This window comes from Faecalibacterium sp. Marseille-Q4896 (genome assembly GCF_017377615.1).
Taxonomy (GTDB): domain Bacteria; phylum Bacillota; class Clostridia; order Oscillospirales; family Ruminococcaceae; genus Faecalibacterium; species Faecalibacterium taiwanense.
This window is the reverse complement of sequence record NZ_JAFREG010000004.1, coordinates 105496-131691: the sequence shown is the minus strand read 5'-3', so window position 1 is coordinate 131691 and position 26196 is coordinate 105496. Positions and strand designations below refer to the sequence as shown.

Genomic DNA, 26196 nt, shown 5'->3' with positions numbered 1-26196 from the left:
GGCAAAAAGTTAGTGGAACGTTAAAACAGCAATTTGCGATATGCAATTCAACGCTGTTGCTGTTGCATGAAGAAGTTGAATTGCTATAAAACGGTAAAGTGGATTTTATCTGCTTTGCCGTTTTTTTCTTTACATCTGGACTCCAACATGCCTTTGTGCTATTCAGCGATTCCATCGCGCAGCCTGCGCTCTGCTTACCAACTGATGATCTCCGGCGGTGATGTGAAAGCCGTACAGGGGACAACACCTGTGCAGGCTGCCCCGGTTGAAGCAGAACCGACCATCTCCGTGTCGGCACTGTTGGAGCTTCTGAAGGACGCAGACCCCTCTGTAAAAGCGCAGCTTCGCCTGGCTCTGCTGACCTGAATTGCAAAAAATAGCACGAATTGCAAAGTAATTCACAGACTTACTCCATCTGACACGAAAAATGCGGGCCGTGCAAAACCGTGCAACTGGCGTATAAAAAGAAAATCCCACGAGGAATCTTGTGATTCTTCGTGGGATTTTGGTGCGCTCGAGGGAACTCGAATCCCTGGCCCTCTGATTAAAAGTCAGATGCTCTACCGGCTGAGCTACGAGCGCATATTTCCGCAGTGAACATACTGCCGAATAATATTACCACAACTTGCGCAAAAATGCAAGGGTTCCCGGGCAAAAAGGCGCAAAAAGCTCCTGCATCGGTGTGGGCTTCCGCTTTTCATCCGCGCAGCAGATCGAAGATGCTCCGGTGTCGGCAGCGGAAGGGGCTTCATCCCGATAACTTCCTCTTTACAAACCCGGCAAGAATCGTTACAATCAAATCAAATCCGTCTGCAGTGCGCTGCGTTTTACTGCCCGGCAGTGTGCGCCCCGCCGCGCTGCACCCGCAAACTTTTTCCCGGCTTTGGCATTCTGCCGGGCCGCACCGATACGTTTTTTGCAGGAGGTTTTTCCTATGAAGATCACTCGCCGTACTGTTCTTCGCCTGACCGGTGCCGCTGCCGCTTCGCTGGCGCTTTCCAGCTGCAGTGCTTCCGGCAGTGCCATTCTGGGCAGCAATTTTTCCAGCTGGCTCCAGCAGACACTGGGCATCAGTTCTTCCGGCGCAGCTTCTTCTGCTGCATCCTCGGAGGCCATGGCTGCTTCCTCGCTGGCAGCAGGCGAGCAGCCCGCTGCCAGTGTTGCCGCACTGCCCGCTTACGATGCCGACCCGCTGACCGGTGAGGCCAAGCGCAGCAATGGCCGTATCGTGGGCGTGATGGTGAACAACATCTCCAACACCTCCCGTCAGAACGCCCGTCCGCAGCGCGGCCTTTCCTCTGCCGATCTGCTGATCGAGTGCAAGGTGGAGGGCGGCATCACCCGCTTCTGCGCGGTGTTCCACGATGCCGACTCCATCCCGGAGATCGGCCCTCTGCGCTCTGGCCGCGACCAGTTCCTGCAGCTGCTGATGCCCTATCAGGCGCTGTACTACCACGACGGTGAGAGCGCCGCCTGCACCAAATTCATCAACGTATACAACTATTCCGGCCTGAACATCGGCGGCAAGAGCTACTTTAATACTCCCACCCATCCGCATGTGGCTCACCGCGACAGCCGGGGCCGGGATGTGGCCTATGAACACACCGAGTTCACCTCCGGCAAGGAGATCCGGCAGGCCGCTTCCAACGCGGGCATCGGGCTGAAGTACGATTACGACGCCACCTTCTTCCGCTTTGCGGACTACCGCACCGGCGAGGAGAATGCCATGCAGGGTGTAGCATCCGGCAGGACGGTCAGCATCACCCACTCGGACCACTACAAGACCAGCTTCCGCTATGATCCGCAGTCCCGCACCTATAAAATGCAGATGTACAGCCGCATCTCCGGCAAATTTGAAAACACCGTGGACGAGCTGAATGCAAAGCAGCTGAGCTTTGACAATCTGCTGGTCTGCTTTGCGCCCATCGAGCGCTATTCCGGCGACTCCGGCGATGTGCAGCAGGTCAGCTACATCTCCGGCGGCGATGCCTATTATTTCAGCCGCGGCGCTGTACAGCATGGCCGCTGGGAAAAGGCTTCGCCTGAGCATCCGCTGCTGGTCTACGACAAGACCGGTGCGCAGATGCTTTTCAACCGCGGCAAGACCTATCTTGCCATCGTGGACGACGACGAGTGGTCCAACTTCAGCTATCAGTAACGAGGGAACCGCATGAAACGCATCTGGAATCTGGCCCTTGGCACGGCGGTGCTGTGCACAGCCCTGCTGTGCGGGTGTGCACTGTCCGGCCCCACTGCCCCGGACAGTGCAGCGCCCACCGACCCGCTGACCGGGCAGGAGCTACAGTATCCCGGCGAACGCACCGCCGCCGTGGTGATCGACAACGCCGCTTCCAGCACCACACAGTGGGGCATTGGCAGCGCATCGGTGGTGCTGGAAGCCCTGACCGAGAGCGGCCAGCCCACCAGCCTGTGCTTGGCTTATCCTTCGGTATCGGCTATGCCAACCGTCGGCCCAGTGACCCTTGGGCAGGACCTTTACTGGCGGCTGCTCAGCGGGCAGGAAGTACTGCCCATCCAGCGGGGTGCAGGGCAGTTTGCCCGCAACTATCTGGATTATTATAACCTGCGGGCCGTGGACGCGCTGGAAGTGGGCCGCAACGCCTTTTCCTGCGATGATGTCTGGAGCGGCGCGCCGCTGTGGCATACCAGCGGCGGGGAGGTCGCTTCCGTGCTGGGCAGCCTGAACCTTTCCGGCGCATTGGGCGACCATGGCAGCAGCGCTTCCTCCTCGGCCAGCACTGCCGAGGACAGCTCTGCCATTTCCGCTCTGCCCGCCCTGCTGCCGCAGGCCAAAGAGCCCCGCCTGCCGGAGCCCGGTTCCCGTGATGCCGAACAGGTGCAGATCAACTTTGCGCCCCAAAGCACCACCGGCTTTGCCTACGATGCGGCCAGCGGCACCTACGGGATGCTCCGCGCCGACGGCACCGCCCAGCTGGATGCCAACACCGGCGCGCAGGCGCAATTCGACAATCTGCTGGTCCTTTACTCCGCTTCCAGCCTGCGGGACGACGGCACCACGCTGGACTACGACCTGTCCCTTGGCGGCGGTGTCTGGCTGAACGGCAGCCAGCTGTGGCACATCACATGGACGCAGGGCACAGGCTCCACCTTTGCCTTTTACGATGCCGACGGCAGGCCGCTGACCATCCGCACCGGACGCAGCTACATTGCGCTGGTCTCCAGCGTGACCGGGCAGGAGCTGACGGTATTGGATTCCGCCGGGCAGAATGTGCTGAATTGACAAAACAAAAAAGACCATCTGAGGCATTTTTAACTGCATCTCAGATGGTCTTTTATTACGTTCAGGAACTCCTTCCGTCATGGAGGGAGGCTTTGGCAATACGGCCAAGTTTTCCTTTTCGCCAGAGGCTCCCTCTCCGAGGGAGCTGTCGAGCGTATGCGAGACTGAAGGAGTTACAGATCCACCACGCTGCCGACCTCGGCAGGAGAGGTGGGCACCACGCCCAGCACGGCGCGGTCAGTGCTGCGGTTGACCGTAAAGGTCACGCTGCGGCCCGCCGCGAAATCCGGGTGATAGGTCAGTTCCAGCGTCTGCCAGTTGTACGGCACTGCGCAGAAGCAGTGCAGCAGCGCGCCGCGGCCTGCCGTCAGGTTCAGGGTGAACACCGAAGCATCCGCCGCGTTCTCGCCGTAGAGCGGCGCAGCAAAGCTGCCGCAGCGCACCGGCTTGCCATCGCACACAGCGGTAACGCCGGTGCCCATACTGTACAGGTCGCCAAGCGTACACACCTCACGGCTCTGCAGATAGCTTGCGCCCACCGGCAGGGTGGATGCGGAGAGGTTTTCCACCGAGAGGTACACCAGCACATTGCCCATTTCCTGCGCAGGGGCATAGCCCAGCAGCTCCACGGCCGCCTTGCCGTCCAGCAGGGCAGGTTCGCCTGCAAGACGCGGCTGCTGTGCCGCTGTAGGTACGCCGGTGAGCAGCGCTGCCGCAAGGCTGACCGCACCGGAGCCGGCACATTTCAGAAATGACCGGCGGGAAATGGACTGGGACATGGAACTTCCTCCTAAAATAATCGTTCCCTTATACAATAAAGGATTGCGCCGCTTCTGTCAAGGGATGGGCCGAAACTGTAACCGAATCCTTATTCAAAGGCTTCGTTCTCCTCGGTCTCAGCCTGACCGCGCAGGGTATCGGCATAGCCAAAGGGCACGATGTCGATGGCTTCCACCAGACGGTCCCGCATCCACAGCTGCACATCGGTCTGCACGGTGTAGCCGCAGCCGGGGTCTGCCATCCACTGCTCCGGGCGGCGGGTGGGCACGGCGCGCTGGCTGAGCATGCTCATGATCACGCCGCCATGGGTCACACAGGCTGCTTCGGTCACATCCATGCGGATCATATACTCAAACAGCTTCATCAGGCTTTCGGCGCAGCGGGCGTGGAACTGGTCGGTAGGCTCTGCGCCTTCGGGCACATAGCCGGAGCCGGGGGTGATCCACTTTTTAAAGTCCTCGTCGTGCACCAGCTCCTTGACCGGCTTGTTCTCAAACTTGCCAAAGCCGGCCTCCCGCAGGTCGTGCACGGTAAAGGTGTGCTTTGCATCCGGGAACAGGATGTTGGCTGTTTCCACCGCGCGCAGCAGCGGGGAGGAGAACACGGTATCCACCTGCGGATACTCGAACCGCTCTTTCAGCTCATTGAGCTGAGCGCGGCCCTCGTCGCACAGAGGGATGTCGGTGCCGCTGCCGATGTACAGGCCCTGCAGGTTGCCTGCAGTCATGCCGTGGCGGATGAGATGAAGCTTGAACGTTTTCATGGATAGTGCCTCTCTTTATCGCTGTGCGGCGGCACGGGAACGGGCGGCAAAACCCGCTGCGGAGAAAAAATCTGGCAGAAAAACGTGTCGTCTGCCAGATTTTTTGCTCTTTGGCGGCAGCCGCGGCCCCGCGCACGCCACAAAATGTATGCGTTAATACCTATAGTTTAGCATAGATATGGTGTCCAGAGCAAGTCTTTTGACAAAAATGACGAAAATCAACGAAAAATATCGTCACTTTTCTTGCTTTACAAAAGGTTTTCCGTTGTGTATAATCAACCTGCTGTAAACCAAAAACAAGGATGTCCCCCTACATCGAACTTTGAGGAGCCAAAAATCATGGAATTCAACCGTATCATCAAGCTGCTGCGCAAGGAACGCGGCATCACCCAGAAGCAGGCCGCCGAGGATCTTGGCGTCTCGCAGGCGCTGCTGTCCCACTACGAAAAAGGCATCCGCGAATGCGGCCTGGACTTTGTGGTGCGCGTGGCAGACTATTATAATGTTTCCTGCGATTATCTTCTGGGCCGCAGTGCAGAGCGCAACGGCATGATGCTCTCGGCAGAAGACCTTCCGAACCCGGACAAGATGAAGGACAACATCTACCACGGCAGCGTGCTGCCCACCATGAACAAAAAGCTGATCTCCAACAGCCTGAACGTGCTGTACGCCAAGATCGGCCAGTGCCACAGCAAGGCCCTTACCACCGAGGTGAGCGCCTACCTGATGATGGCCGTAGCCAAAATGTTCCGCCTGCTGTACTCGGCCGAGCCGCACAACGCCGCCAGTATGTTCAGCATCGATCCCATCCGCTGGCGCGGCTGCTCCGATGCCGTGATGCGCATGTCCGAAGCCAACGTGGAAGCCCTGCTGGACGGACAGGATGTGAACGGCGGCGAGGGCGTAAAGGACCCGGCCTGCCTGACCATGACCACAGAAAGCCTGACCCGCGAGTTCCCGCTTTATACGCCCAGCCTGTTAAATCTGGTCAAAACCAGCGAAACACATGTGAAGGGCCTTACCCACGAAGGGTGATATTCCTGTGAAAAAGCTGTAAATTCAGCCCCCAAACCCTTGCATCTTTCGGGCAGAAAGGGTATAAACAGAATAGAACATTCTGGAATACGGTTTTTCCTATCAAAAGGAGGATTTATTTTATGTCCAACTCCATTTCCCGCCGTACCTTCCTCAAGTGCACCGGCGCATCCGTTGCTGCTCTGGGCGCAGCAAGCCTGCTGGGCGGCTGCCAGCAGAATGGCAGCGCCACCATCGTGGATGTCAAGGTCGGTGATAAGGTCAGCAACTGGAACGGCCTTGGCGTTCAGCTGACCAGCCTGTTCAACATTGATACCGCACCTGCACAGGCCGGTTACGAATACATTGCTGTTCTGGTCACCGTGGTCAACCGCACCAAGAACCAGACCTTCAACATCGGCGCACAGAATCTGGCCGAGATCAATGCTGCTTATCCCGTGCCCCCGCAGGAGAACGTGGATGCAAACTTCCACGCACTGGCAGCAGCTTCTACCGATTTCTCTGCTTCCTGCGACGGCCAGAGCGTGGAGTGCGGTGCCAACATCTCGCTGTACAACTCCAACTCTCAGACCTTCTCGGATTCCACCAATCTGCCCCCGCAGGGTACCGGCTATCTGCAGCTGATGCTGATGGTCCCCAAGGGCTGGCAGCAGCTGAGCGTTACTTACATGCCCACCTTTGCAGCGGATAAGACCATGACCTTCGTCATGACCGCTGCAGACGTGACCCGCGCTTGATACGCGGCCCGCACAGGACGAAATTTCGTCGCAAAACAACGTCACAGCTCAAAATTTCATCATTTTATTTTGCCAAAAGGCATTGACATCCGGCCCGGTTTCGCCTATCTTATAGGTAATGCCGCAAGGCCGTACTGATCTGCTTTTTAAAGGAGGAACGAACATGTCCTATACATTCTCCCGCCGTGACTTTATGAAATATACCGCTCTTACCGCTGTTGCCATTGCAGGTTCCGGCATGCTGACCGGCTGCTCCAACCCGAACCGTCCTACCGGTGTGCCTGGCAGCACCCTGAAGCCGGGCGACGGCATCTGTGAAGCCACTCTGCTGAACAGTGCTGGCAAAGAACCGAGTTATAATTCTGCTACCCAGACCCTGACCTGCAACTTCAAGATCGTCACCAAGATCGAACTGCTGGAGATCACTGACAGCCATTTCCAGGTCGATGTTACGACTGATGCGGGCACGAAGCACTATTATTATAATACCACTCCTAAGCCCAGTCTGGGCGATACCGCTAACCCCAAAGCTCTCAAGGACAGCGTCACCGAGGCCACTCTGACTCTCAAACTGAATCTCTCCGGTGCTACCAAAGTAGCTGTGCTGTATACTCCCAAGCATGGCGCTACTGGTGAACCCAATGATTCCTACAATGATATCTACGGCACTTGGGATATCACCGAGGCTATCAAGGGTTCGCTCTGACCTGATTTTACTTTTGCATTAAAGACCCGCGCCATATGGTGCGGGTCTTTTTGCGTATACGGGCCATTTGTATCCAAGTTTTGGGCGATATCATGTAAAATGCACAAAGTTTTTTAGTGGATTTATGCCTTGTGCACAGGTTTCTTTTCCGGTACAATAGGGTTATAAAAATGTGCAGGAGCATCGCAGCGATGCGGTGCTTTTTGCATTTGAGGGGCAACCCGGAAAACCTGAAAAGGAGTGTTGTTTCGATGATCAATATGGTAAAGCTTCCCACCAAAAAAAGTAACCTGTTCCTGCGCGTAGCAAAGGGCCACTTTGCTACCAGCCACAGCCATATCAACTATTACATCGATGTCACCACCCAGAAGTCCCGCCTTTCCGAGGCCAAGGCCGTGGCAAAGGAGCTGGTGGCCGCTTACCAGCACAGCACCATTGTGGACACCGTGCTCTGTCTGGACGGCACGCAGGTGATCGGCACCTGCCTTGCCAACGAGCTGACCAAGGACGGCTTTGCCAACATGAACGCCCACCAGACCATTTATGTGATCACCCCGGAGTACACCACCGGCAGCCAGATCATCCTGCGCGACAATCTGGCCCCCATGGTCAAGGGCAAGCATGTGCTCATTCTGTCCGCTTCCATCACCACCGGCTACACCGTGCAGGCCGCTGTGGAGGCCGTGAACTACTACGGCGGCACCGTGGCAGGCCTTTCCGCTATTTTTGCCACCACCCATGAGTGCATGGGCTATGAAGTCACCTCCATCTTTGACCCCGCCAGCCTGCCGGACTACGCCAGCTTTGACAGCCGCGACTGCCCCCTGTGCAAGGCCGGCCAGCACATCGATGCGCTGGTGAACAGCTTTGGCTATTCGGCGCTGTAACCCCTTTCAGTCTGCTCACTTTGTTCGCATCCAGCTCCCCCAAAAGGGGGAGCTTTCTTTGTGCTTCCCGTAAAATGCAAAAAGCTCTCCCTTTCGGGAGAGCTGGCATCGCACAGCGATAACTGAGAGGGTTATTTTTTCGGGAACACAAACGGCTCGTGCAGGTACACCGCCACCAGATATGCCGTCATGAAGAACCAGATGATGGGCTCGCACAGGATGACCGCATTGTACTGGAATTTCGGGATGAACACCAGCACAAAGATCACCTTGCCCACCAGCTCGATCACGCTGGAGAACAGCGGCAGCACCTTCTGGCCAAGGCTCTGCAGCGCGTAGCGGGTGCACAGCAGCACCCCCAGCACCGCATAGAACGGTGCGTTCCACAGCAGGTACCGCGCACCGTTTTCCAGCACGATGGGTTCCGAAGAGCCGGAGATCAGCTGCACCATCCACTGAGCACCAAAGTTCATCAGCACCACGGCGGCGACCATCACCACCACCGAGTACAGATACATCTGCCGCATTCCCCTGCGCACACGGTCGGGCTGGTTTGCGCCGCGGTTCTGGGAAACGAAGGTGGAACCGGCGTTCGCCATGGAGATGAGCGGCATCTCCGTAAAGGCAAACAGCTTGCGGGCAGCGGTGTGCCCCGCAATGGTCAGGGTGCCAAGCCCGTTGATGCCGTACTGCAGCACCACCGAACCCGCAGACACGATGCTGCTCATCAGGCCCATGGAGATGCTCTGGCTGAACAGCTCCCAGTAGAGATGACTGCCCACGGCGAAATGCTTTTTCTCCGGGATGAGGATGCACACCCTTGCCAGCACGTACAGAACGCACAGCACCACCGAGATGCCCTGTGCAATGACCGTTGCCACCGCTGCGCCCCGCACGCCCATGCCAACCCCGGCAATGAACCACAGGTCCAGCCCCACGTTCAGCACCGAGCTGATGAGCAGGAACACCAGCGGCATTACGCTGTTGCCAATGGCGCGCAGCAGGCCTGCGCACAGGTTATACATAAACATGACCACAACGCCAAGGTCGATCACGATGATGTAGCTGTAGGCATCTTCCAGAATTTCTGCCGGGGTATCCAGCAGCTGCAGCAGGGCATGCAGGCCGAAAAAGCCTGCCGCTGTAATGACCAGCGAGGCGATCAGGCCAATGACGACCGACCCCACCACCGTGCGCTTGAGCAGTTCTTCGTCCTGCGCACCGTAGGAGCGCGCTGCAACGATGGCAAGGCCATTGCCGATACCGATGCCAAAGCCGACTAAAAGCTCGTAGATCGAGCCGCAGGAGCCAATGGCGGCAAGGGCTGTATCGCCCAGCACATTGCCCACGATCATGGTATCCACCGTGTTGTAGAGCTGCTGGAACAGGTTGGAAACCAGAATGGGCAGCATGAACAGCAGCAGGCTTTTTAAAATAGGCCCGTGCATCAGGTCTACGTTCATGTTGAAGAAGCTTTTCTTTTGGGGCTGCGCGTGGGTCATAGGGTTCCTCCAAAGTTCTATTTTTACCGCAAAACAACCCTCTCAGTCTCGCTGGCGCTCGCCAGCTCCCCCGAAGGGGGGAGCTTTTATGCTGCGTAAAAGAAACAGCAAAACCTCCCCCTTTCGGGGGAGGTGGCAATGCGAAGCATTGACGGAGAGGGTTATCTCCAATTTTTTACAGCTCCTGCGTCTCGAAGCCGCTGCCGGTAAGCACCTGCACGCTGGTAAAGCCTGCAGCCTTGATGGCGGCGGCAGCTTCGTCAAAGCCGTAGGTCAGGCTGTTGATATCATGAGAATCAGAAGTGATGATGACCTTGCCGCCCATCTTCTGCCACTCGCCCAGCAGCCACGGGCCGGGGTAGAAGTCCTTGCGGTAGCCGCGGTACACGCTGCCGGTGTTCACTTCCAGCAGGCAATCGTTTGCCTTTGCGGCCTGCAGGGCCTTGAGGGCAGCGGCCTTGTAGCGGGGCGACTCTTCGTCGAAGAACTCGCCGTTGGCATTCAGCTTCTTGATGAGGTCGATGTGGGCCAGAATATCCGGCTTGAGGGCAGCCACCTTTTCCACCTCGGCAAAGTAGGCTTCCACAGCGGCAAGGGGGTCTGCGTCAAAATCATCGTTGATGCAGTCCCACAGGTCCTGCGGGCGAAAATCGATCTCGTAATACTTGCCGGTGTTCTTGCCGTACAGGTGGTGTGCGCTGCCGATCCAGTAATCGTAACCGGTGCGCTTATCCTCGCTCAGGATATCCCACTCGATGCCGCACAGGATATCCACCTTGCCCTTGTACTCGGTCTTGAGCTTGGCAATGGTGGCCTTGTACTGGGCGGTGCGGCTGGGGCTCATGCAGTATTCGCGGTCGCGCTGGGTGTAGCTATGGCCGGTGAAGCCCAGCGTGGTCAAGCCCTGCGCACACGCAGCACTTGCCATATCCTGCAAGGTATTTTTGCCATCGCACATAGTGGAGTGGCAATGGACACTGGACTTCTTATAATCTGCCATAGATAATTCACTGCATCCTTTCCTGTTTGACCTTGTGGTCAATGACGTGACGTTTTTCCAGTTCACGGGTCACATCCTCCACCGTGATGCCGGCGCTGACCATCAGCACCAGAACATGGTAGGCAAGATCGCTGATCTCGTAAACGGTCTCTTCCTTATCCTCTTTTTCGCCCGCAATGATGACCTCGGTGCACTCTTCGCCCACCTTTTTCAGGATCTTCTCCTTGCCCTTCTCGAACAGGTAGGTGGTGTAGCTGCCCTCCTTGGGGCTATCCTTGCGGCCCTTGATGAGCTGGTACAGGCCCTGCCAGCTGAACTGCTTCAACTCCGGCGAGACGTATACTTCGTTGAAGAAGCAGCTCTCGGCGCCGGTGTGGCAGGCGGGGCCGGATTTGACCACTTCCACCACCAGAGCATCGGCATCGCAGTCGGCGGTGATGGACACCACCCGCTGCACATTGCCGCTGGTCTCGCCCTTACGCCAGATCTCCTGACGGCTGCGGCTCCAGAACACAGTGCGGCCCTCGGCAATGGTGAGCGCCAGCGTCTCGGCGTTCATGTAAGCGAGGGTGAGCACCTCTTTGGTGTAGTGGTCCTGCACGATGGCAGGGATCAGGCCCTTTTCATCAAATTTCAGATTCATAACGGTTCTCCCTCCCCGGATGGGGATATTACTAGTTTAGCGTATTCGGTGCGCAAACGCAAGAGTTTGCGGGTTGTTTTTGCGGAAATCCAGTTTCGCGTTGCGGCTTCTCCCCGCGCCGGGGAGAAATGCCCCGGCGTTACAGCCGCATCTCCACACCGTTTGCGTTGAGGTATTCTTTCAGATCCCGGATGGTCAGCAGCTTCTGGTGGAAGATGCCCGCGGCAAGACCTGCGTCGATGCCCTTGTGGTGGAACAGCTCCAGAAAGTCTTCCTTTTTGCCTGCGCCGCCGCTGGCAATGATGGGCACGTTCACCCGCGCCGCAACTGCATCCAGCATCTCAAGGTCGAAGCCGCTGCGCACGCCGTCGGTATCGATGCTGTTCAGGCAGATCTCGCCTGCGCCGTGGTCCACGCACCAGCTGATCCAGTCCAGTGCATCCCGGCCGGTGTCCTCGCGCCCGCCCTTGGCGAACACCCGGAACTGGCCGTCCACCCGCTTCACATCGGCAGAGAGTACCACGCACTGGTTGCCGTAGCGCTGTGCTGCTGCCGGGATGAGGTCGGGATTTTTGAGTGCGCCCGAGTTGACGCTGACCTTGTCCGCGCCGCACTTGAGCACCCGGTCAAAATCTTCCAGCGTGTTGATGCCGCCGCCCACCGTGAGCGGGATAAAAATTTCGCTGGCGACGCGGGTCAGGATATCCGTAAACAGTGCCCGGCCCTCGAAGCTGGCGGTGATATCGTAGAACACCAGCTCGTCGGCACCGGCAGCGTTGTACATGCGGGCCATTTCCACCGGGTCGGCCACGTCTCGGATGCCTTCAAAGTTCGTGCCCTTGACCACGCGGCCATTGCGCACATCAAGGCAGGGAATAATGCGTTTGGTGATCATGTCGTTTCCCCTCCGTTCACTCCTGCACCAGCTGCACGCAGCGCGCAAGGTCCAGTGCGCCGGTGTACAGGCTCTTGCCTAAAATGGCAGCGGCAGTGCCCATTTTTTTCAGTTCCAGAAGCTCTGCTTCGGACGAGATGCCGCCGCTGGCCGTAAAGGCCACGCCGGGCACCTCTTTGGCAAGCGTGCGATACAGGCCGAGGTTCGTGCCCTGCATGGCACCGTCGCAGGCAATGTCCGTGTAGATGATGGCGGTGCATCCGGCATCTGCCAGCCGCTTGCAGAAGTCCACGCCCGGCTCGGCGCTCACTTCCTTCCAGCCATGGATGGCCACATAGCCGTCCTTTGCGTCCACGCCCACGGCAATTTTATCGCCGTATTTCTGCAGCATCCGGGCGGTAAAGGCAAAATCTGTCACCGCCACGCTGCCAAGGATGCAGCGGCCCACGCCGAGGGAGAGGTATGTTTCAATGCGTTCCTCGGTGCGGATGCCGCCGCCCACCTCAATGTATAAGCCGCCCTGTTTTGCCAGCGCGGCAATGGTATCGTAGTTGGATAGGGTGCCGTCCTTTGCGCCGTCCAGATCGACGACGTGCAGGTTTTTGGCCCCCGCTGCAAGGAACTCCCGCGCCTGTGCACAGGGATCCTCGCTGTAGACGGTCATGCGGCTGTAGTCGCCCTGCGTCAGGCGCACCACCTTGCCGCCCCGCAGGTCAATGGCTGGAAATAATTGCATTTAAATCTCCTTCAGAAACGAACCCTCTCAGGCTCGCATTCGCTCGCCAGCTCTCCCGAAGGGAGAGCTTTTTACATTTTACGGTTCACTCTTTAGAAGCTCCCCCTTCGGGGGAGCTGGCAACGCCGCAGGCGTTGACTGAGAGGGTTATAGCTCCGCAAATGCTTTCAGAATGCGCAGGCCGGTATCACCGCTCTTTTCCGGGTGGAACTGGGTGCCGTACACCCTGCCTGCCCGCACCGCGCCGGTGACGGGAATGGAATAGTCGCTCACAGCCAGTGTACTCTCCGTACAGTTCTTGCCGTAGTAGCTGTGGACGTAATAGACGTATTCTCCCTCACGGATGTACTTGAACAGCGGGTCGTCCTTTACAATGTGCAAGGCGTTCCAGCCGATCTGCGGCACCTTCAGGCTCTTGTCCGCAAGGTCGGGCTCCAGCGGGCAGACCTCGCCCTTCACAAAGCCAAGGCCTTCGTGCTCACCGTACTCGTAGCTCTTTTCAAACAGCAGCTGCATGCCAAGGCAGATGCCCAGCAGCGGCTTCCTTTCGGCTTCTTCTTTCATGACCGGTACAAGGCCCGTCGCCTCCAGCTTGGCCATGGCATCGGCAAAAGCGCCCACGCCCGGCAGGATCAGCCGGTCGGCTTTGCGGATAGTGTCCGCGTCGGCGGTGACGACCGCTTCCAGCCCCAGCTGCTTCAGGCTGGACTTCAGGCTGAACAGGTTGCCCACGCCATAATCGATAATTGCGATCATACCAGCAGTCCTTTCGTGGAAGGAATTTCGTCCTTGTGGGCTTCGTCGATCTTCACGGCCGCGCCCAGTGCATGGCCTGCGCCCTTGAAGCAGGCCTCGAGGATGTGGTGGGTATTTTCTCCCGCAAATTGTACAAAGTGGATCGTGGCGGGCACGCTGCGGGCAAAGCCCAGCCAGAATTCCTTGGCGCACTCCACGTCAAAATCGCCCACCTTTTCGGTGCTGCAACGGACATCCCAGTTCAGGGTGCAGCGGCCCGAAAGATCGACGGCACACAGGATCAGCGCTTCATCCATGGGCAGATAAAAGCTGCCGTAGCGCTGGATACCGCGCATATCGCCCAGCGCCCGTGCAAAGGCCTGACCCAGTGCAATGCCCACATCCTCGGTGGTGTGGTGGTAGTCCACCTGCACATCGCCGTGGCAGGTGAGCACCAGATCGAACCGGCCATGGCGGGCGAACAGCTCCAGCATGTGGTTCAGAAAGCCGCACCCGGTGTCCACCTCGTAGCGGCCGGTGCCGTCCAAATCAAGGGTCAGGTCGATCTGGGTCTCATTGGTGTTGCGTTCCAGCGAGATCATTCGGTTCGGCATGGTTCATTCCTCCATGATCTTATCCAGTGTGTTCACGAATATCTTCATCTGTTCCGGCGTGCCAATGGTGATGCGCAGCCAGTTCTGGATGCGGGGCGCGTCGAAATGGCGCACCAGAATGCCGTTTTTCTTCAACTCTTTGTAGAGTGTCTCGCCGTCTTTCCTGTTGGTACTTGCAAACAGGAAGTTGGAGCGGCTGTCCAGCACGGCAAATCCGCGCTGTTCCAACTGTTGTTTTGTCCATGCGCGGGTGTCCACGATGGCGGCGCGGGTCCTGTCGAAATAAGCGGTATCTTCCAGCGCGGCCTGCCCGGCCTTCAGGGTCAGGCGGTTGATGTTGTAGGGGTTCAGGCTGAACTTGACCCGGTTCAGGTCGGCAATGAGCTTTGCATTGCCCATGGCAAGACCCAGACGCGCACCGGCCAGCTGCCGGGACTTGGAAAAGGTCTGCACCACCAGCAGGTTCTCGTACTGGTCGATGAGGGGCACGCAGCTCTCGCCGCCAAAGTCCACATAGGCCTCGTCCACAATGACCACATTGTTCGGGTTCGCTTTCAGGATGCCCTCAATCTCTGCCCGCGGCAGTGCAATGCCGGTGGGGGCGTTGGGGTTTGCAAGGACGATGGTCTGGTTCAGGCCGTAGTAGTCCTTCGGGTCAAGGGTGAAATCCTCTTTCAGCGGGATGATGTGGCTGGGAATATGCATCAGCCCACACCACACGCCGTAGCAGCCGTAGGTGATGTCGGCATAGGCCAGCGGGTGGTCTGCGTCGCAGAAGGCACGCAGGGCAAAGAAGAGGTTCTCGTCGCTGCCGTTGCCGGGCATGATCTGCTCCGGCTGCAAACCGAAGTGGGCTGCGGCCGCCTTGAGCAGGTCGGCACAGGCGGGGTCGGAGTAAAGGCGCAGCTTTTCCACCTCGTGCTCACTCACAGCGGCGATCACCGCCGGGGAGGGCAGATAGGGGCTTTCGTTGGTGTTCAGTTTGATGTACTGCTGATCCTGCGGCTGCTCACCCGGGGTGTAGGGGGTGACAGCGGCCAGCGTGGGAGAAAGAAAACGACTCATATAAAAACCCTCTCAGTCAAAGCCTTACGGCTTTGCCAGCTCCCCCGAAGGGGGAGCTTTTTTGCATCTTACGGTTTCCACTCTCAAAGCTCCCCTTCGAGGAAAGACTTCCCCCGGCCGGGGGAAGATGTCACCGCGGGTGACAAAAAGGGGAATCTGGCGCGCAAGCGCCTGAGAGGGTCACTTCTCATACCGGATGGTCACGCTGCGGGCGTGGGCGTGCAGGCCCTCGCGCTCGGCAAAATCGGCGATGCGGGGGGCTACTTCGCCCAGCGCTTCCCGGGTGTAGTAGAGGAAGCTGGACTTCTTTACAAAGTCGTCTACGCCCAAGGGGCTTGAGAAGCGGGCGGTGCCGCTGGTGGGCAGGGTGTGGTTGGGGCCTGCAAAGTAATCGCCCAGCGCTTCCGGCACGTTGCGGCCAAGGAAGATGCTGCCTGCATTTTTGATCTCGTTCAGCACGCCGAAGGGGTCCTCCACGCACACTTCCAGATGTTCCGGTGCAATGATGTTGCAGGCTTCAATGGCCTTGTGCAGGTCGGTGCAGAGGATGATCTTGCCGTTGTCGTCCACGCTGGCGCGGGCGATGGCGGCACGGGGCAGCTGAGGGATCTGCACCTCCAGCTCCGCCTGCACGGCCTTGGCCAGCTCCGGGCTGTCGGTGACGAGGACCGGGCTTGCCAGTTTGTCGTGCTCGGCCTGACTCAGCAGGTCTGCTGCCACCCATGCGGGGTTGCAGCCGCCGTCGGCCAGCACCAGAATTTCGCTGGGGCCTGCGATCATATCGATGCCCACCTTGCCGAACACCTTGCGCTTGGCGGTGGCAACGTAGATGTTGCCGGGGCCAACGATCTTATCCACCGCAGGGATGCTCTGGGTGCCGTAGGCGAGAGCCGCCACAGCCTGTGCGCCGCCGGTCTTGAAGATCTTGGTCACGCCTGCGGTGGCAGCGGCGGCAAGGATGACCGGGTTCACCCTGCCGTCCTTTCCGGCGGGGGTGGTCATGACGATTTCGGACACGCCTGCCACCTTTGCCGGGATCACATCCATGAGCACGGTGGAGGGATAGGCCGCCGTGCCGCCGGGCACATAGACACCGGCCTTTTCAATGGGGGTATATTTCTGGCCCAGCACGATGCCGGGCTTGTCGTTCACCACAAAATTCTTGTGCACCTGCTGGCGGTGGAAGCTCTCGATGTTGGCGGCGGCTTCGCGCAGCGTTTCGAGGAAGTAGGGATCCATGCCCGCAAAGGCTTCGTCGATCTCCTCCTGCGTCACCTGCAGGGCATCGATCTTCGCGCCGTCAAATTTCAGCGCGTAATCCTTCAGGGCTTCATCGCCCCGGGCGCGCACATCGGCAATGATGCCGTCCACCACGTCCTCCACGTTCTTTTCCGCGCGGATATCGCGGTTCAGGATCTCTTCGGGCTTCAGCTCGTCAAAGTTATACAGCTTGATCATTTTGCTTCCTCCTTGTTCTGCAGTTCCGCCCGCAGCTTTTCCAGCATGGTGTCCATTTCGGCGTGCTTGAACTGGTAGCTGGCCTTGTTGGCAATGAACCGGGCCGAGATGGGCATGAACTCGGTGACCACCTTCAGGCCGTTCTCCCGCAGGGTGGTGCCGGTCTCCACGATATCCACGATGACGTCCGAAAGGCCCAGAATGGGGGCCAGCTCAATGGAGCCGTTCAGCTTGATGATATCGATGTCCCGTCCCATGGATGCGTAGTAGCTCTTTGCAATGTTGACGAATTTGGTGGCCACCCGCACCGGGCGGCTGGGGTCGTCCTTGTAATCGGCCGGGGCGGCAACGCACATGCGGCATTTGCCAAGGCCAGTGTCCAGCAGCTCGTACACATCGGCAGAAGCCTCTGTGAGGATGTCCTTTCCCACGATGCCCACATCGGCAGCGCCGTGCTCCACATAGATGGCAACGTCGCTGGGCTTGACGAGGAAGTAGCGGATGCCGGCCTCCGGGTTTTCCACCACCAGCTTGCGGGTGGCGTTGTAGTCCTCCGGGCAGCCGTAGCCGATGCCCGCCAGCAGGTTATACACCTTATCGCCCAGACGGCCCTTGGGCAGAGCCACGTTCAGCATCACCCTGTCGGTGCTGTTCTTCTGCACCGGCGGCAGCGGGGCGCTCAGGCGGTTCAGCTCGTCCAGATAGACCGCAAAGCCGATGGCACCGGCACCGGGGGTGAACTTCTGCATCAGCAGGTCGTAGCGGCCGCCCTTGAGCAGGGGACGGGGCAGGGCTTTCAGGTAGCCCTGAAACACAAGGCCGTTGTAGTATTCCATCTCACCGGCCAGCGTCATGTCCAGCCGGATCACGCCGCCCGCCTTTTCCAGCGGCACAGCCAGCGCTTCCAGCTCGGCCACAGCCGCGCGCATGGTGTCATTGCGGCACAGAGCAGCGGCCTTTGCAAGGGTATCGGCATAGCTGTCGCAGAGGCTCAGCACGCTGCACAGGGTATCGGCGGCATCGGCAAGACCGGCGGCTCCGGCTGCAGCCCGCAGCTCGTGGGCGTTTTTCTCCCGCAGCTTTTCCAGCAGCTTTGCGCGGGCGGCATCCGGCACGCCCAGCGCGTCGAACAGGCCGAACAGGTAGCCCATGTGGCTCACTTCCAGCACCCACTCGGCCCCCAGCGCATCCAGCGACCGCGCCGCCAGACACACCGCCTGCTGCACCTGTGCTTCGCCCACCGCGCCCAGCATCTCAAGGCCCATCTGGCTGATCTCTTTAAAGGTGTGGCTCTCGGCGGAAGGGCGGTAGACATTCTCGTGATAGTAGTAGCACAGGGTCTCTCCGGGGGCGGGCTGCGCCGTCTTGGCAATGGAGAGGGTCACGTCCGGCTTGAGGGCCAGCAGACGGCCATCCAGATCGGTAAAGGTGATGACCTGCTCGGACGACAAAAAGCTGCGGTTCTCCTGATACAGGCCGTACTCCTCAAACCGGCCCATATGATACTTGCGGCAGCCCGCCGCTTCGTACAAGGCGCGCAGCGCAAAGGAGGCGCGCTCCTTGGGCTGCAGGTTTGCAATGCTGAATTCCATTGTCGGTTCCCCCATTTCTTACTTGAGTTTATTTTACTTTATCTAGGTAAAGTTGTAAAGTAGGAAAGTGACGGTGTTTTCAACTCAATGATACGATTTTTCTGTGCGTTTGTACAGGGAAAAGAAGAGAAGGAGCCGTTGCATGGCGCAACAGCTCCTTTTCAGCACGCATATTTACCCAAGCAGGTCCAGCACACTGGCCTTCGGGCGGGCACCCACGGCCTGACGCACCAGCTTGCCCTGCTCAAACACCAGCAGGGTGGGGATGCTCATCACGCCGAACTCCCCGGCCAGCTCCGGCTGCTCGTCCACGTTCACCTTGCCCACCTTCACATCGCCGCGCTCCTCGGCCACTTCGTCCACAATGGGGCTGAGCATCCGGCAGGGGCCGCACCAGCTGGCCCAGAAGTCCAGCAGGACGGGCTTTTCGCTCTGCAGCACTTCCTGCGCAAAGTTTTCTTTCGTGATGGTAATGACTGCCATATTTTTACCTCCTGAAGGGTGTTTGTAATTTCACTGACAGCATCAGTATACCCCGTCGGAGTGTGTTTTTCCGTGACCGGGTCACACAGGGGCGCAAAAAAGCCCGAAGCAGGAAGAAAGAATACTGCTCCGGGCAGGGAAACGCTTATTTCAGTGTTCTGTCAGCAGGGTATCAGACACCGGCCACGCAGTTCTTGCCGGCGATGTAGCCGTAGTAGACGCACAGGCTGTGGCTGATGCCGCGCATGCAGATGGGGTATTCCACTGCGTAGCGGCTGCCCTGCACATTGCCGCAGACATACAGGCCCTTGATGATGTCGCGCTTGGGGCTGGCGGGGTCCTCCTCGGTGAAGGTGTGGCAGTTCTCGTCGCTCTCCAGGCCGCCCACGCACACCAGCATGGAAGTGGTGCCCCACTGGCATGCATAGTACGGGGGATTCTCCAGCGCGAACATCCGGCTTGCGGGCTTGCCGAAGTCATCGTCGGAACCGGCCTTGGCCAGCTCGTTGTAGCGCTCGACGGAAGCCAGTGCATTATCCAGTGCATCGCCCTCAAAGCCGCACTGGGTCAGCAGGTCTTCCAGTGTATCGGCCTTGAACTGGTAAGCCTCGGCCTTTGCGCTGATCTTGGTGTACTGACGGTCGGTGTAGTTGGGGTTGGACTCATCCTCATCCTCGGGGATGATGTAGCACAGGCCGCCGTGGTTTGCGGGCATGTAGGGCACCTCTTCGCCCCACTTGGAGTCGTACAGCTGGAAGGAGGTGCACTCGGGCTGCAGCTCGATCTGGTTTTCCAGCTGCTGGCCGGGGATGCACTCGTTCATGAAACGGTCGCCGCGCTTGTTGATCTGCAGGAAGGGGGTCACGCCCATGCCGCTGCCCATGTGGTGGGTCATCGGTGCGTGGAAATCCTGCACCTTTGCGCCGATCCATGCGCCCATGCGCAGGCCGTCGCCGGTCTCCACGGTCTTGCCCTCCACGTCAACGCCCAGCATACCCATGGCACCCATGTTGGCGATCTTCTTCTCCACGATCTCGGGAGCAAAATGCTTCATGATCTTCTCGTCGCCGGAGTTGTCGCCGGTAGCCAGGATCACGCCCTTGGAAGCGTTGAGCTGGATGTACTTGTTGTCATTCTGTGCGTCGCGGATGATCACGCCGGTCACGCGGCCGTCGCTGTCCTTCAGCAGCTTGGTGCCGAAGCAGCCGAAGAAGGTCTGTGCACCGTTCTCAACGGCCTTGTTCAGGTTGGCTTCCACTATAAAGCCCTGCTGATCCTTGCGGGAAGAGCGGAACTCCATGCTGGAAGGGAAGGTGGGGAACTCTTCGTTGCGGTAATCGTAGTGCTCGGGCTGAGGCCATGCCAGCGGCACCAGAATACCCTTGTCGAACTGCTCCTGGGTCACGGCCTCACGGGTGGAGTCGCAGATGGTCAGCTCGGGGTAAGCCTCGATGAACCAGTCCATGACCTCGTGTGCATGGGAAGCCCACTTTTTCAGGATGGAGCGCTTGTTGCGGTAGGTGCACTCGCGCATCAGGCGGTCGACCACAACATCCTCGTCCACGATGTTCTCACGGCCCCAGCGCTTGTTCAGGCTGCCGTTCAGCAGGGCATACTCGCCGCTGCGGCAGTTGAAGGAAGAGCTCTTTTCCACGATGGCAACTTTTGCGCCCTCCTCGGCAGCCGCACGGGCAGCGCAGACGCCGGACAGACCGGCGCCGATGATGACCACATCAAAGTCCTGGGTCTCACTGGCCTGCACGTCCGGCTCTTCGCCCAGCCAGTCATCGCCGGTATCCCCGGCGGTATCTGCAGCAGGCTCTTCGGAAGCAACGCCCATAGCCTGCTCGATGCAGCTGGCGGCAGCCTTCTTGACCGCGTTGGTGGTGACGGTGGCGCCGGAAACATTGTCGATCTCAGCGTTCTGTGCCGCCATGATGGCATCCTGCAGGGTGGGAGCAGCCACGCCGCCGATGCTCTCGGTCTCGTTGGAAGCATCGATGACCACATCGGTGATAGCGGTCTCGCTGAAGGTCATGGTCACCTTCACCTCACCGATGCCGGTAGCCGTGCCGGTGTATGTGCCGGGGGTGTAGACGGCATCGCCGGAAGCGGATGCCGCAGTGCCGGAGGAACTTGCGGAGTTGCAGGCAGCCAGAGCGCCGGCGGTGACACCGCTCATTGCGGCGGCAGCGGCAACTTTCAGAAAGCCTTTGCGGGAGATCTTTTCCATCTTGTTTGCTCCTTTTTCTTTCTTCTCTTCTTCTCGTTTCTGCGGGATTTTTATCCCGCTCCGACACTTAGTATAAAATATAACGAAGTAAAATGGAAACAAAAAATTTTTGCCACAGTGATAAAAGCTCTTTATCAGTCTCCATTGATGTGCTATACTGAAAGCAATCTTATTCTGCCCGCCGGGAAAGGAGAGGTTTCGCCCATGAACGACCGCCAGCTGCTGTGTTTTCTCACCCTGAGCCGGACGCTGAATTTTACCGCCGCCGCCCGGGAGCTGTACTGCACCCAGCCCGCCCTCAGCTACCAGATCCGCAGTCTGGAAAAGGAGCTGGATCTGGCCCTGTTTGAGCGCAGCACCACCCGCGTGGCGCTGACCGAAGCAGGCCGGGCCTTTGTGCCGCAGGCGGAGGGGATCTATCGCAGCATCCTGAACGCCCGCACCGCGCTGAAGGGCTTTGCCCGGCGGCGCACGCTGACCCTGCGCCTGCCGCCGGTGCTGCTGCAGCGTGACCCCATTTATCCCATCCTGATGGCACGGCTGCACGCCGCACTGCCGGGATATGAGTTTGCGGTGGACACTCGGCCCGTGTCACGCAACCCCCACGAAATGCTCTGCAGCGAGGCAGACGCAGCCCTCTATCTGCCCTTTGGGCCGCTGCAGCCGGAGATCGAGCGCACCCCCATCCTGCACAACACCTTTTACCTGATCGTATCGCCGGAGCACCCGCTCACAGGGCGCAGCACTCTGGCGCTGGCCGATCTTGCCGGGCAGCAGCTGTTTTATGAGCCGCTGTATCAGGAAATGGTGGATCTTGCCGTTGTTCAGCCCGGCCTGCCGTTTTCCGCACCAAGCTGGCACATGGTGGAAAACTACGAGTGTGTTTACAACGATCTGCTTGCCGGGCGCGGCATGTTTTTGTGCCCGATGAAATACCCGGCCTTTCCGGCTGCATGGTATCTGCCGCTGCAGCTGCCGTTGCCGGACACCTGTCTGCTGACCCTGCGGGACGACCCGCGTCCCGAGATCCAACGGCTGCGGGAGGTATTCACCGCTGTATACGCCAGCCGCGCAAAGCTGCTGGGAGAGGCGTAAAAAGCAGCGCCGGAACGGCAAAATCGTTCCGGCGCTGCTTGTTTCAGAAGAGATCAGGCTTCTTCCGGCACATCATCAAAACCGATGAACCAGAGGATCGCAAAGGTGGCCACAAAGGCGATCGCGGCAGAGATCAGTGCGTTGATCACGTTCATGGGATTTTCACCGACATACAGGCCGATGGCTGCCAGACCGGCACCACCGCCGCCAAAACGGCGCACACCGGTCAAACCGGCATACAGGCCACCCAGACCACCGCCGATGGTGGTGGCGATGAGAGGCTTACGCAGACGGACGTTGACGCCGAACAGAGCAGGCTCCGTCACGCCCAGCAGAGCGGTCACACCGCCGGAAACGGCCAGCTGACGGAAGTTCTTGTTTTTGGTCTTGATGGCAACGCAGAGGGCTGCGGCACCCTGTGCAATGTTGGAAGGCAGATTACCGGGGCCGATGACCGTCTCATAGCCCAGCATGGACAGAGAGTTGACATAAGCGGGCAGCAGGCTGTAGTGCATACCGGTCATGACCAAGAACGGCATAAAGGCACCGATGACGGTGGGCAGTGCCCAGGGGCAGACCTTTTCAATGGCCAGCAGGACGCTGACCAGACCATCGCCGATGATGCTGCCCAGAGGGCCAAGCACGCACAGGGAGATGGGAGCCATGATGAGGATGGTGAGCACCGGCCGCAGGATGAACTTGACCACAGAGGGCACGACCTTATTGACAAATCGTTCCACGTATGGCAGTACCAGCGTGATAAGGAAGATGGGGATGACTGAGGAAGAATAGGTTACCATCTTCACCGGCAGACCCAGCACATGGACCACATCGGCATCGGCTTTCAGGGCGATGAAGTTCGGGTGCAGCAGGATGGCCCCCAGCAGCATGGCCATCTGCGGGTTGCAGCCGAACTTTTTGGCCGCGGAGTTGGCCAGGAAGATCGGCAGGAAGTAATAGGAAGAGTCTGCGATGAAGTTGAGGAAATAGTACAGATTTCCGCTCTTGTCGATCCAGCCGAAGAGGGTCAGCACAGACAGCAGAGCCTTGATCATACCGGCACCGGCGATCAACGGCATCAGCGGGGTGAACACACCGGCCAGCGTGTCCAGAATGATGCTGACCCTGCTCTTCTTTTCCTCGGCCGGGGCGGCAGGCTGTTTGACTTCCTTACCGCCGAAGTCGCCCAGTTTCATCAGTTCATCGTACACGGCAGCTACTTCGTTGCCGATGATGACCTGATACTGGCCGCCTTTGTTCACGACACCCACCACGCCGGGTACGGCTTTGACCTTGGCCTCGTCCACGCCGTCCATTGACTTGAGGTTGAACCGCAGGCGGGTGACACAGTGGGTCAGAAATGTAACATTTTCTGCGCCGCCGACCTGTTCCAGCACCTGCTGGGCAGTTTTCTTTGCATCCATTTGTTTTGCCTCCTTCAATATCCTAAAAAATGCATTGCTTACAGGGCGGTGTCTGCGCCGTTGCTTGCAATGACTTTTTTGTACCATGCAAACGACTTTTTCTTTTTGCGGGCCAACGTGCCGCTGCCGTCATCCTTCTTGTCTACGTAAATGAAGCCGTACCGTTTGCGCATCTCGCCGGTGCCCACCGAAATAATGTCGATGGGACCCCAGCAGGTGTAGCCGATCACCGGAACGTCATCCAGCTCAATGGCCTGCCGCAGCGCATCAATGTGACTGCCCAGAAAACGGATGCGGTAATCGTCCTGAATGCTGCCATCCGGCTCTACGGTGTCGATGGCACCCAGACCATTTTCCACAACGAACAGCGGCAGTTCATACCGGTCATACAGCTCATTCAGTGCGATGCGCAGGCCGTCCGGATCGATGGGCCAATCCCAGTCGGTACGCTGGAGATACGGATTGCTGCGTTCTACACAGCAATCCGTATCTTCCGTTGCACGGGCAACTGAAGAAAAATAATAGCTGAATGCGATGTAATCCACAGTTCCTGCGGCCAGCAGCTCGGCATCGCCCGGCTGCATCTCTACCGAAGTGCCCATGCGCCGCAGCTGTGCCGTGCACAGGCTGGTGTAGTGTCCGCGGCACATCACATCGGTGTAATAATAGTTCGGCATCATCTGGAATCTCTGTGCCAGCACATCCTTGGGTGCGCAGGTGCGCGGGTAGGTGGTGGGATACTGGATCATGCAGCCGATTTTATTTTCCGGGTCGACCGCATGCCCGATCTGCACGGCCTTTGCACTGGCAAGGAACATGTTGTGGCTGACCAGCGCTTTGACAGCGTTGTGCTCCTCGCCTTCGGCAAAGAGCACGCCTGCCTGATGGTATGGCTCGCTCTGGTTCATGGTCTCGTTGATCTCATTGAAGGTCATCCAGTACCGGACCTTTCCCTTGTAACGCCGGAACACCGTTTCACAGTACCGGGCAAAGAAATCGATCAGGGCTCGGTTACGCCAGGAACCATAGTGCTGCACCAGATACAGCGGCGTTTCGTAATGCGAAAGCGTGACCACCGGTTCGATCCCGTAGCGGTGCAGCTCGTCGAACACACGGTCATAGAAAGCAAGCCCGGCCTCGTTCGGCTGCAATTCATCGCCCTGCGGAAAGATGCGCGGCCAGTTGATGGACATTCGGAAGCACTTGAAGCCCATCTCGGCAAACAACGCGATGTCCTCTTTGTAATGGTGGTAAAAATCCACGGCTTCATGGCTAGGGTAGTAGTTGCCCTCCATGACCTGTGTATGAATCTCGCGCGGGACGCCGTGGCGTGCACCTTTTTCCACGTCGGCAATGCTCAGGCCCTTGCCATCCGTCTGGTAGGCACCTTCGTACTGGTTGGCGGCGGTCGCACCGCCCCACAGGAACTTTTTTGGCATCTCCATAAGCTTGAAAACCTCCTTGCAGGTATAGAATACTTGCAGGGAGGTTTTTGTGCAATATTTTTTAAACTTATTGGTACAGTGTTAATTTTTCTGTTTCTTTTTGCACGATCAAAAACGGAACAGTGTTTCATTCCGCATTTTCTTTGTGCAGATTCAACAAAATAGGATTGGTGGAGGTGCGGTGCTGTTCCAGCTCTCGGGCGCGTTCCAGCTTGTAGGTATAATTCTTCTGGTAGTTCTGCCGGAAGTACTCGGAATACAAGATGTCCAGTAGAAGGGTCATGGACAGATGGGAAGCATAGTCCCCAAGATTCTGATAGATGCTTTCTTTGGTGGAAAGGGTCAGCTTGCAATCCGCATAACAGGTCAGGCTGTTTTCGCCAAAGCTGGTCAGCGCAAGGATGGGTGTTCCGGAGCGTTTGCACTGCCGGGCAATCTCCAGCATCTGCGCCGTTTCGCCGGAATAGGAAATGATCATGGCAAGGTCCCTCTCGGACAGACAGCAGGCCTGATACCGCTGGTAGTTCAGATTGTTGAAAATGACCACCCGCTTGCCGATCTTGAGCATCTTTTCTCGGAAGGATTCGGCCTGATTGATGGCCGTCCCGGCGGAAAAAATGTGGATTTCCTCGTGATATTTGAGCAGGAGCACCGCTTTGTGCAGGTCTTCGTACCGGAGAAGCTGCATAGTGTCCTTGACGGCTTCTTCGTACAGCTCGCCGATGTTCTGCGCCACCCGCATGGGGCTGTCGTTTTCAGCAAAGGGAAAATTGAAATCCACCTTGCCCTGTTGCTGGTCGAGATATTCCAGTTCACGCACAAAATTTTGCTTGAAGTCATCAAAGCCGGTAAAACCCAGCTTTTTGCAAAGGCGCAGGACGGTCGGCGGAGAGGTGTAGGTCACTTCTGCCAGACTGCGGGTGGAATATTTGGCAATTTCCATCCCATGCGCCAAAATATAGGCGGCCAGCGTTTTTTCCCCTTCCGAAAGTTTTTCCTGAAACGCAAGTTTGTCCACGATCAGCATTGCGATTCTCCCTTCCGCTTTTTCTGTAAGCATATCATATCCTGCAGTATTTGGCAAAAAAATTTGCGGCATGCAAAAA

The 26196-nt window shown here is 58.2% G+C and carries 25 protein-coding genes and 1 tRNA gene; 8 read left to right on the top strand and 18 right to left on the bottom strand.

Going from position 1 to position 26196, the window contains the following annotated elements; genetic code table 11:
* Positions 1-114 precede the first annotated feature (114 nt).
* Complete coding sequence (locus tag J3348_RS08785; RefSeq protein WP_242702927.1) at positions 115-366, top strand: hypothetical protein; 252 nt, start codon at positions 115-117, stop codon at positions 364-366.
* Between the two features lie 140 nt (positions 367-506).
* On the opposite strand, the gene J3348_RS08780 is transcribed toward J3348_RS08785, so the two are convergent.
* Positions 507-582 (bottom strand) — tRNA-Lys (locus J3348_RS08780).
* A 352-nt stretch (positions 583-934) separates the two neighbouring features.
* On the opposite strand from J3348_RS08780, the gene J3348_RS08775 reads away from it, so the two are divergent.
* Together J3348_RS08775 and J3348_RS08770 are read left to right on the top strand one after the other, a co-directional pair.
* Complete coding sequence (locus tag J3348_RS08775) at positions 935-2158, top strand: DUF3048 domain-containing protein (protein ID WP_207698784.1); 1224 nt, start codon at positions 935-937, stop codon at positions 2156-2158.
* A gap of 12 nt (positions 2159-2170) precedes the next feature.
* Positions 2171-3262: a DUF3048 C-terminal domain-containing protein gene (locus tag J3348_RS08770; protein WP_207698783.1), complete on the top strand. Its 1092-nt coding sequence runs from the start codon at positions 2171-2173 to the stop codon at positions 3260-3262.
* A 173-nt stretch (positions 3263-3435) separates the two neighbouring features.
* Here the strand turns inward: J3348_RS08770 and J3348_RS08765 are convergent, their stop codons facing one another.
* On the bottom strand, positions 3436-4041 hold the full coding sequence (locus J3348_RS08765) for a twin-arginine translocation signal domain-containing protein (RefSeq protein ID WP_207698782.1): 606 nt from the start codon (positions 4039-4041) through the stop codon (positions 3436-3438).
* Positions 4042-4130: 89 nt separating this feature from the next.
* Positions 4131-4805 carry a histidine phosphatase family protein gene (locus J3348_RS08760; protein WP_005943629.1) on the bottom strand — a complete coding sequence of 225 codons (675 nt, stop codon included), beginning with the start codon at positions 4803-4805 and terminating at the stop codon, positions 4131-4133.
* Positions 4806-5144: 339 nt separating this feature from the next.
* On the opposite strand from J3348_RS08760, the gene J3348_RS08755 reads away from it, so the two are divergent.
* The 4 genes from J3348_RS08755 (at position 5145) to J3348_RS08740 (ending at position 8170) form a co-directional block, all read left to right on the top strand.
* The gene (locus tag J3348_RS08755) at positions 5145-5840 is read left to right on the top strand and encodes a helix-turn-helix transcriptional regulator (protein ID WP_207698781.1); all 696 of its coding nucleotides are present in this window, start codon (positions 5145-5147) and stop codon (positions 5838-5840) included.
* Positions 5841-5962: 122 nt separating this feature from the next.
* A complete protein-coding gene (locus J3348_RS08750) occupies positions 5963-6577 on the top strand; it encodes a twin-arginine translocation signal domain-containing protein (RefSeq protein WP_005943633.1) in 615 nt (204 codons plus the stop codon).
* A 163-nt stretch (positions 6578-6740) separates the two neighbouring features.
* Positions 6741-7283 carry a twin-arginine translocation signal domain-containing protein gene (locus J3348_RS08745; protein WP_207698780.1) on the top strand — a complete coding sequence of 181 codons (543 nt, stop codon included), beginning with the start codon at positions 6741-6743 and terminating at the stop codon, positions 7281-7283.
* A gap of 251 nt (positions 7284-7534) precedes the next feature.
* Positions 7535-8170, top strand: coding sequence for a phosphoribosyltransferase (locus J3348_RS08740; RefSeq protein ID WP_044953901.1), 636 nt, complete (start codon positions 7535-7537; stop codon positions 8168-8170).
* Positions 8171-8301: 131 nt separating this feature from the next.
* Here J3348_RS08740 and J3348_RS08735 read toward each other — a convergent pair whose 3' ends face one another.
* From J3348_RS08735 to J3348_RS08680, 12 genes are all read right to left on the bottom strand, one after another.
* Positions 8302-9672 (bottom strand): MATE family efflux transporter, encoded by a 1371-nt coding sequence (locus J3348_RS08735; protein WP_154255735.1) that lies wholly within the window; start codon positions 9670-9672, stop codon positions 8302-8304.
* A 175-nt stretch (positions 9673-9847) separates the two neighbouring features.
* Positions 9848-10672: a histidinol-phosphatase HisJ family protein gene (locus J3348_RS08730; protein WP_044953902.1), complete on the bottom strand. Its 825-nt coding sequence runs from the start codon at positions 10670-10672 to the stop codon at positions 9848-9850.
* A 7-nt stretch (positions 10673-10679) separates the two neighbouring features.
* On the bottom strand, positions 10680-11315 hold the full coding sequence (gene hisIE / locus J3348_RS08725; RefSeq protein ID WP_005943640.1) for a bifunctional phosphoribosyl-AMP cyclohydrolase/phosphoribosyl-ATP diphosphatase HisIE: 636 nt from the start codon (positions 11313-11315) through the stop codon (positions 10680-10682).
* Positions 11316-11454: 139 nt separating this feature from the next.
* Complete coding sequence (hisF, locus tag J3348_RS08720) at positions 11455-12210, bottom strand: imidazole glycerol phosphate synthase subunit HisF (RefSeq protein ID WP_005943642.1); 756 nt, start codon at positions 12208-12210, stop codon at positions 11455-11457.
* Positions 12211-12226: 16 nt separating this feature from the next.
* A complete protein-coding gene (hisA, locus tag J3348_RS08715; protein ID WP_207698779.1) occupies positions 12227-12946 on the bottom strand; it encodes a 1-(5-phosphoribosyl)-5-[(5-phosphoribosylamino)methylideneamino]imidazole-4-carboxamide isomerase in 720 nt (239 codons plus the stop codon).
* Positions 12947-13093: 147 nt separating this feature from the next.
* Positions 13094-13702: an imidazole glycerol phosphate synthase subunit HisH gene (hisH, locus tag J3348_RS08710; protein ID WP_005943646.1), complete on the bottom strand. Its 609-nt coding sequence runs from the start codon at positions 13700-13702 to the stop codon at positions 13094-13096.
* Positions 13699-14295: an imidazoleglycerol-phosphate dehydratase HisB gene (gene hisB, locus J3348_RS08705; RefSeq protein ID WP_097774580.1), complete on the bottom strand. Its 597-nt coding sequence runs from the start codon at positions 14293-14295 to the stop codon at positions 13699-13701. Before hisB ends, hisH begins: the two co-directional genes overlap by 4 nt.
* Before the next feature lie 3 nt (positions 14296-14298).
* The gene (gene hisC / locus J3348_RS08700) at positions 14299-15360 is read right to left on the bottom strand and encodes a histidinol-phosphate transaminase (RefSeq protein ID WP_207698778.1); all 1062 of its coding nucleotides are present in this window, start codon (positions 15358-15360) and stop codon (positions 14299-14301) included.
* Between the two features lie 180 nt (positions 15361-15540).
* The gene (gene hisD, locus J3348_RS08695; RefSeq protein WP_207698777.1) at positions 15541-16818 is read right to left on the bottom strand and encodes a histidinol dehydrogenase; all 1278 of its coding nucleotides are present in this window, start codon (positions 16816-16818) and stop codon (positions 15541-15543) included.
* A complete protein-coding gene (gene hisG / locus J3348_RS08690; RefSeq protein ID WP_207698776.1) occupies positions 16815-18410 on the bottom strand; it encodes an ATP phosphoribosyltransferase in 1596 nt (531 codons plus the stop codon). Before hisG ends, hisD begins: the two co-directional genes overlap by 4 nt.
* 174 nt (positions 18411-18584) lie before the next feature.
* Positions 18585-18893: a thioredoxin gene (gene trxA / locus J3348_RS08685; RefSeq protein WP_207698775.1), complete on the bottom strand. Its 309-nt coding sequence runs from the start codon at positions 18891-18893 to the stop codon at positions 18585-18587.
* A gap of 172 nt (positions 18894-19065) precedes the next feature.
* Positions 19066-21126: an FAD-dependent oxidoreductase gene (locus tag J3348_RS08680; protein ID WP_097781151.1), complete on the bottom strand. Its 2061-nt coding sequence runs from the start codon at positions 21124-21126 to the stop codon at positions 19066-19068.
* Positions 21127-21330: 204 nt separating this feature from the next.
* On the opposite strand from J3348_RS08680, the gene J3348_RS08675 reads away from it, so the two are divergent.
* Positions 21331-22221, top strand: coding sequence for a LysR family transcriptional regulator (locus J3348_RS08675; protein WP_044953906.1), 891 nt, complete (start codon positions 21331-21333; stop codon positions 22219-22221).
* A 53-nt stretch (positions 22222-22274) separates the two neighbouring features.
* Here J3348_RS08675 and J3348_RS08670 read toward each other — a convergent pair whose 3' ends face one another.
* From J3348_RS08670 to J3348_RS08660, 3 genes are all read right to left on the bottom strand, one after another.
* Positions 22275-23645, bottom strand: a complete 1371-nt coding sequence (locus J3348_RS08670; RefSeq protein ID WP_005943669.1) for a PTS transporter subunit EIIC — start codon at positions 23643-23645, stop codon at positions 22275-22277.
* 38 nt (positions 23646-23683) lie between these two features.
* Positions 23684-25090, bottom strand: coding sequence for a 6-phospho-beta-glucosidase (locus J3348_RS08665; RefSeq protein ID WP_005943672.1), 1407 nt, complete (start codon positions 25088-25090; stop codon positions 23684-23686).
* A 127-nt stretch (positions 25091-25217) separates the two neighbouring features.
* Positions 25218-26117 carry a MurR/RpiR family transcriptional regulator gene (locus J3348_RS08660; protein ID WP_044953908.1) on the bottom strand — a complete coding sequence of 300 codons (900 nt, stop codon included), beginning with the start codon at positions 26115-26117 and terminating at the stop codon, positions 25218-25220.
* Positions 26118-26196 lie beyond the last annotated feature (79 nt).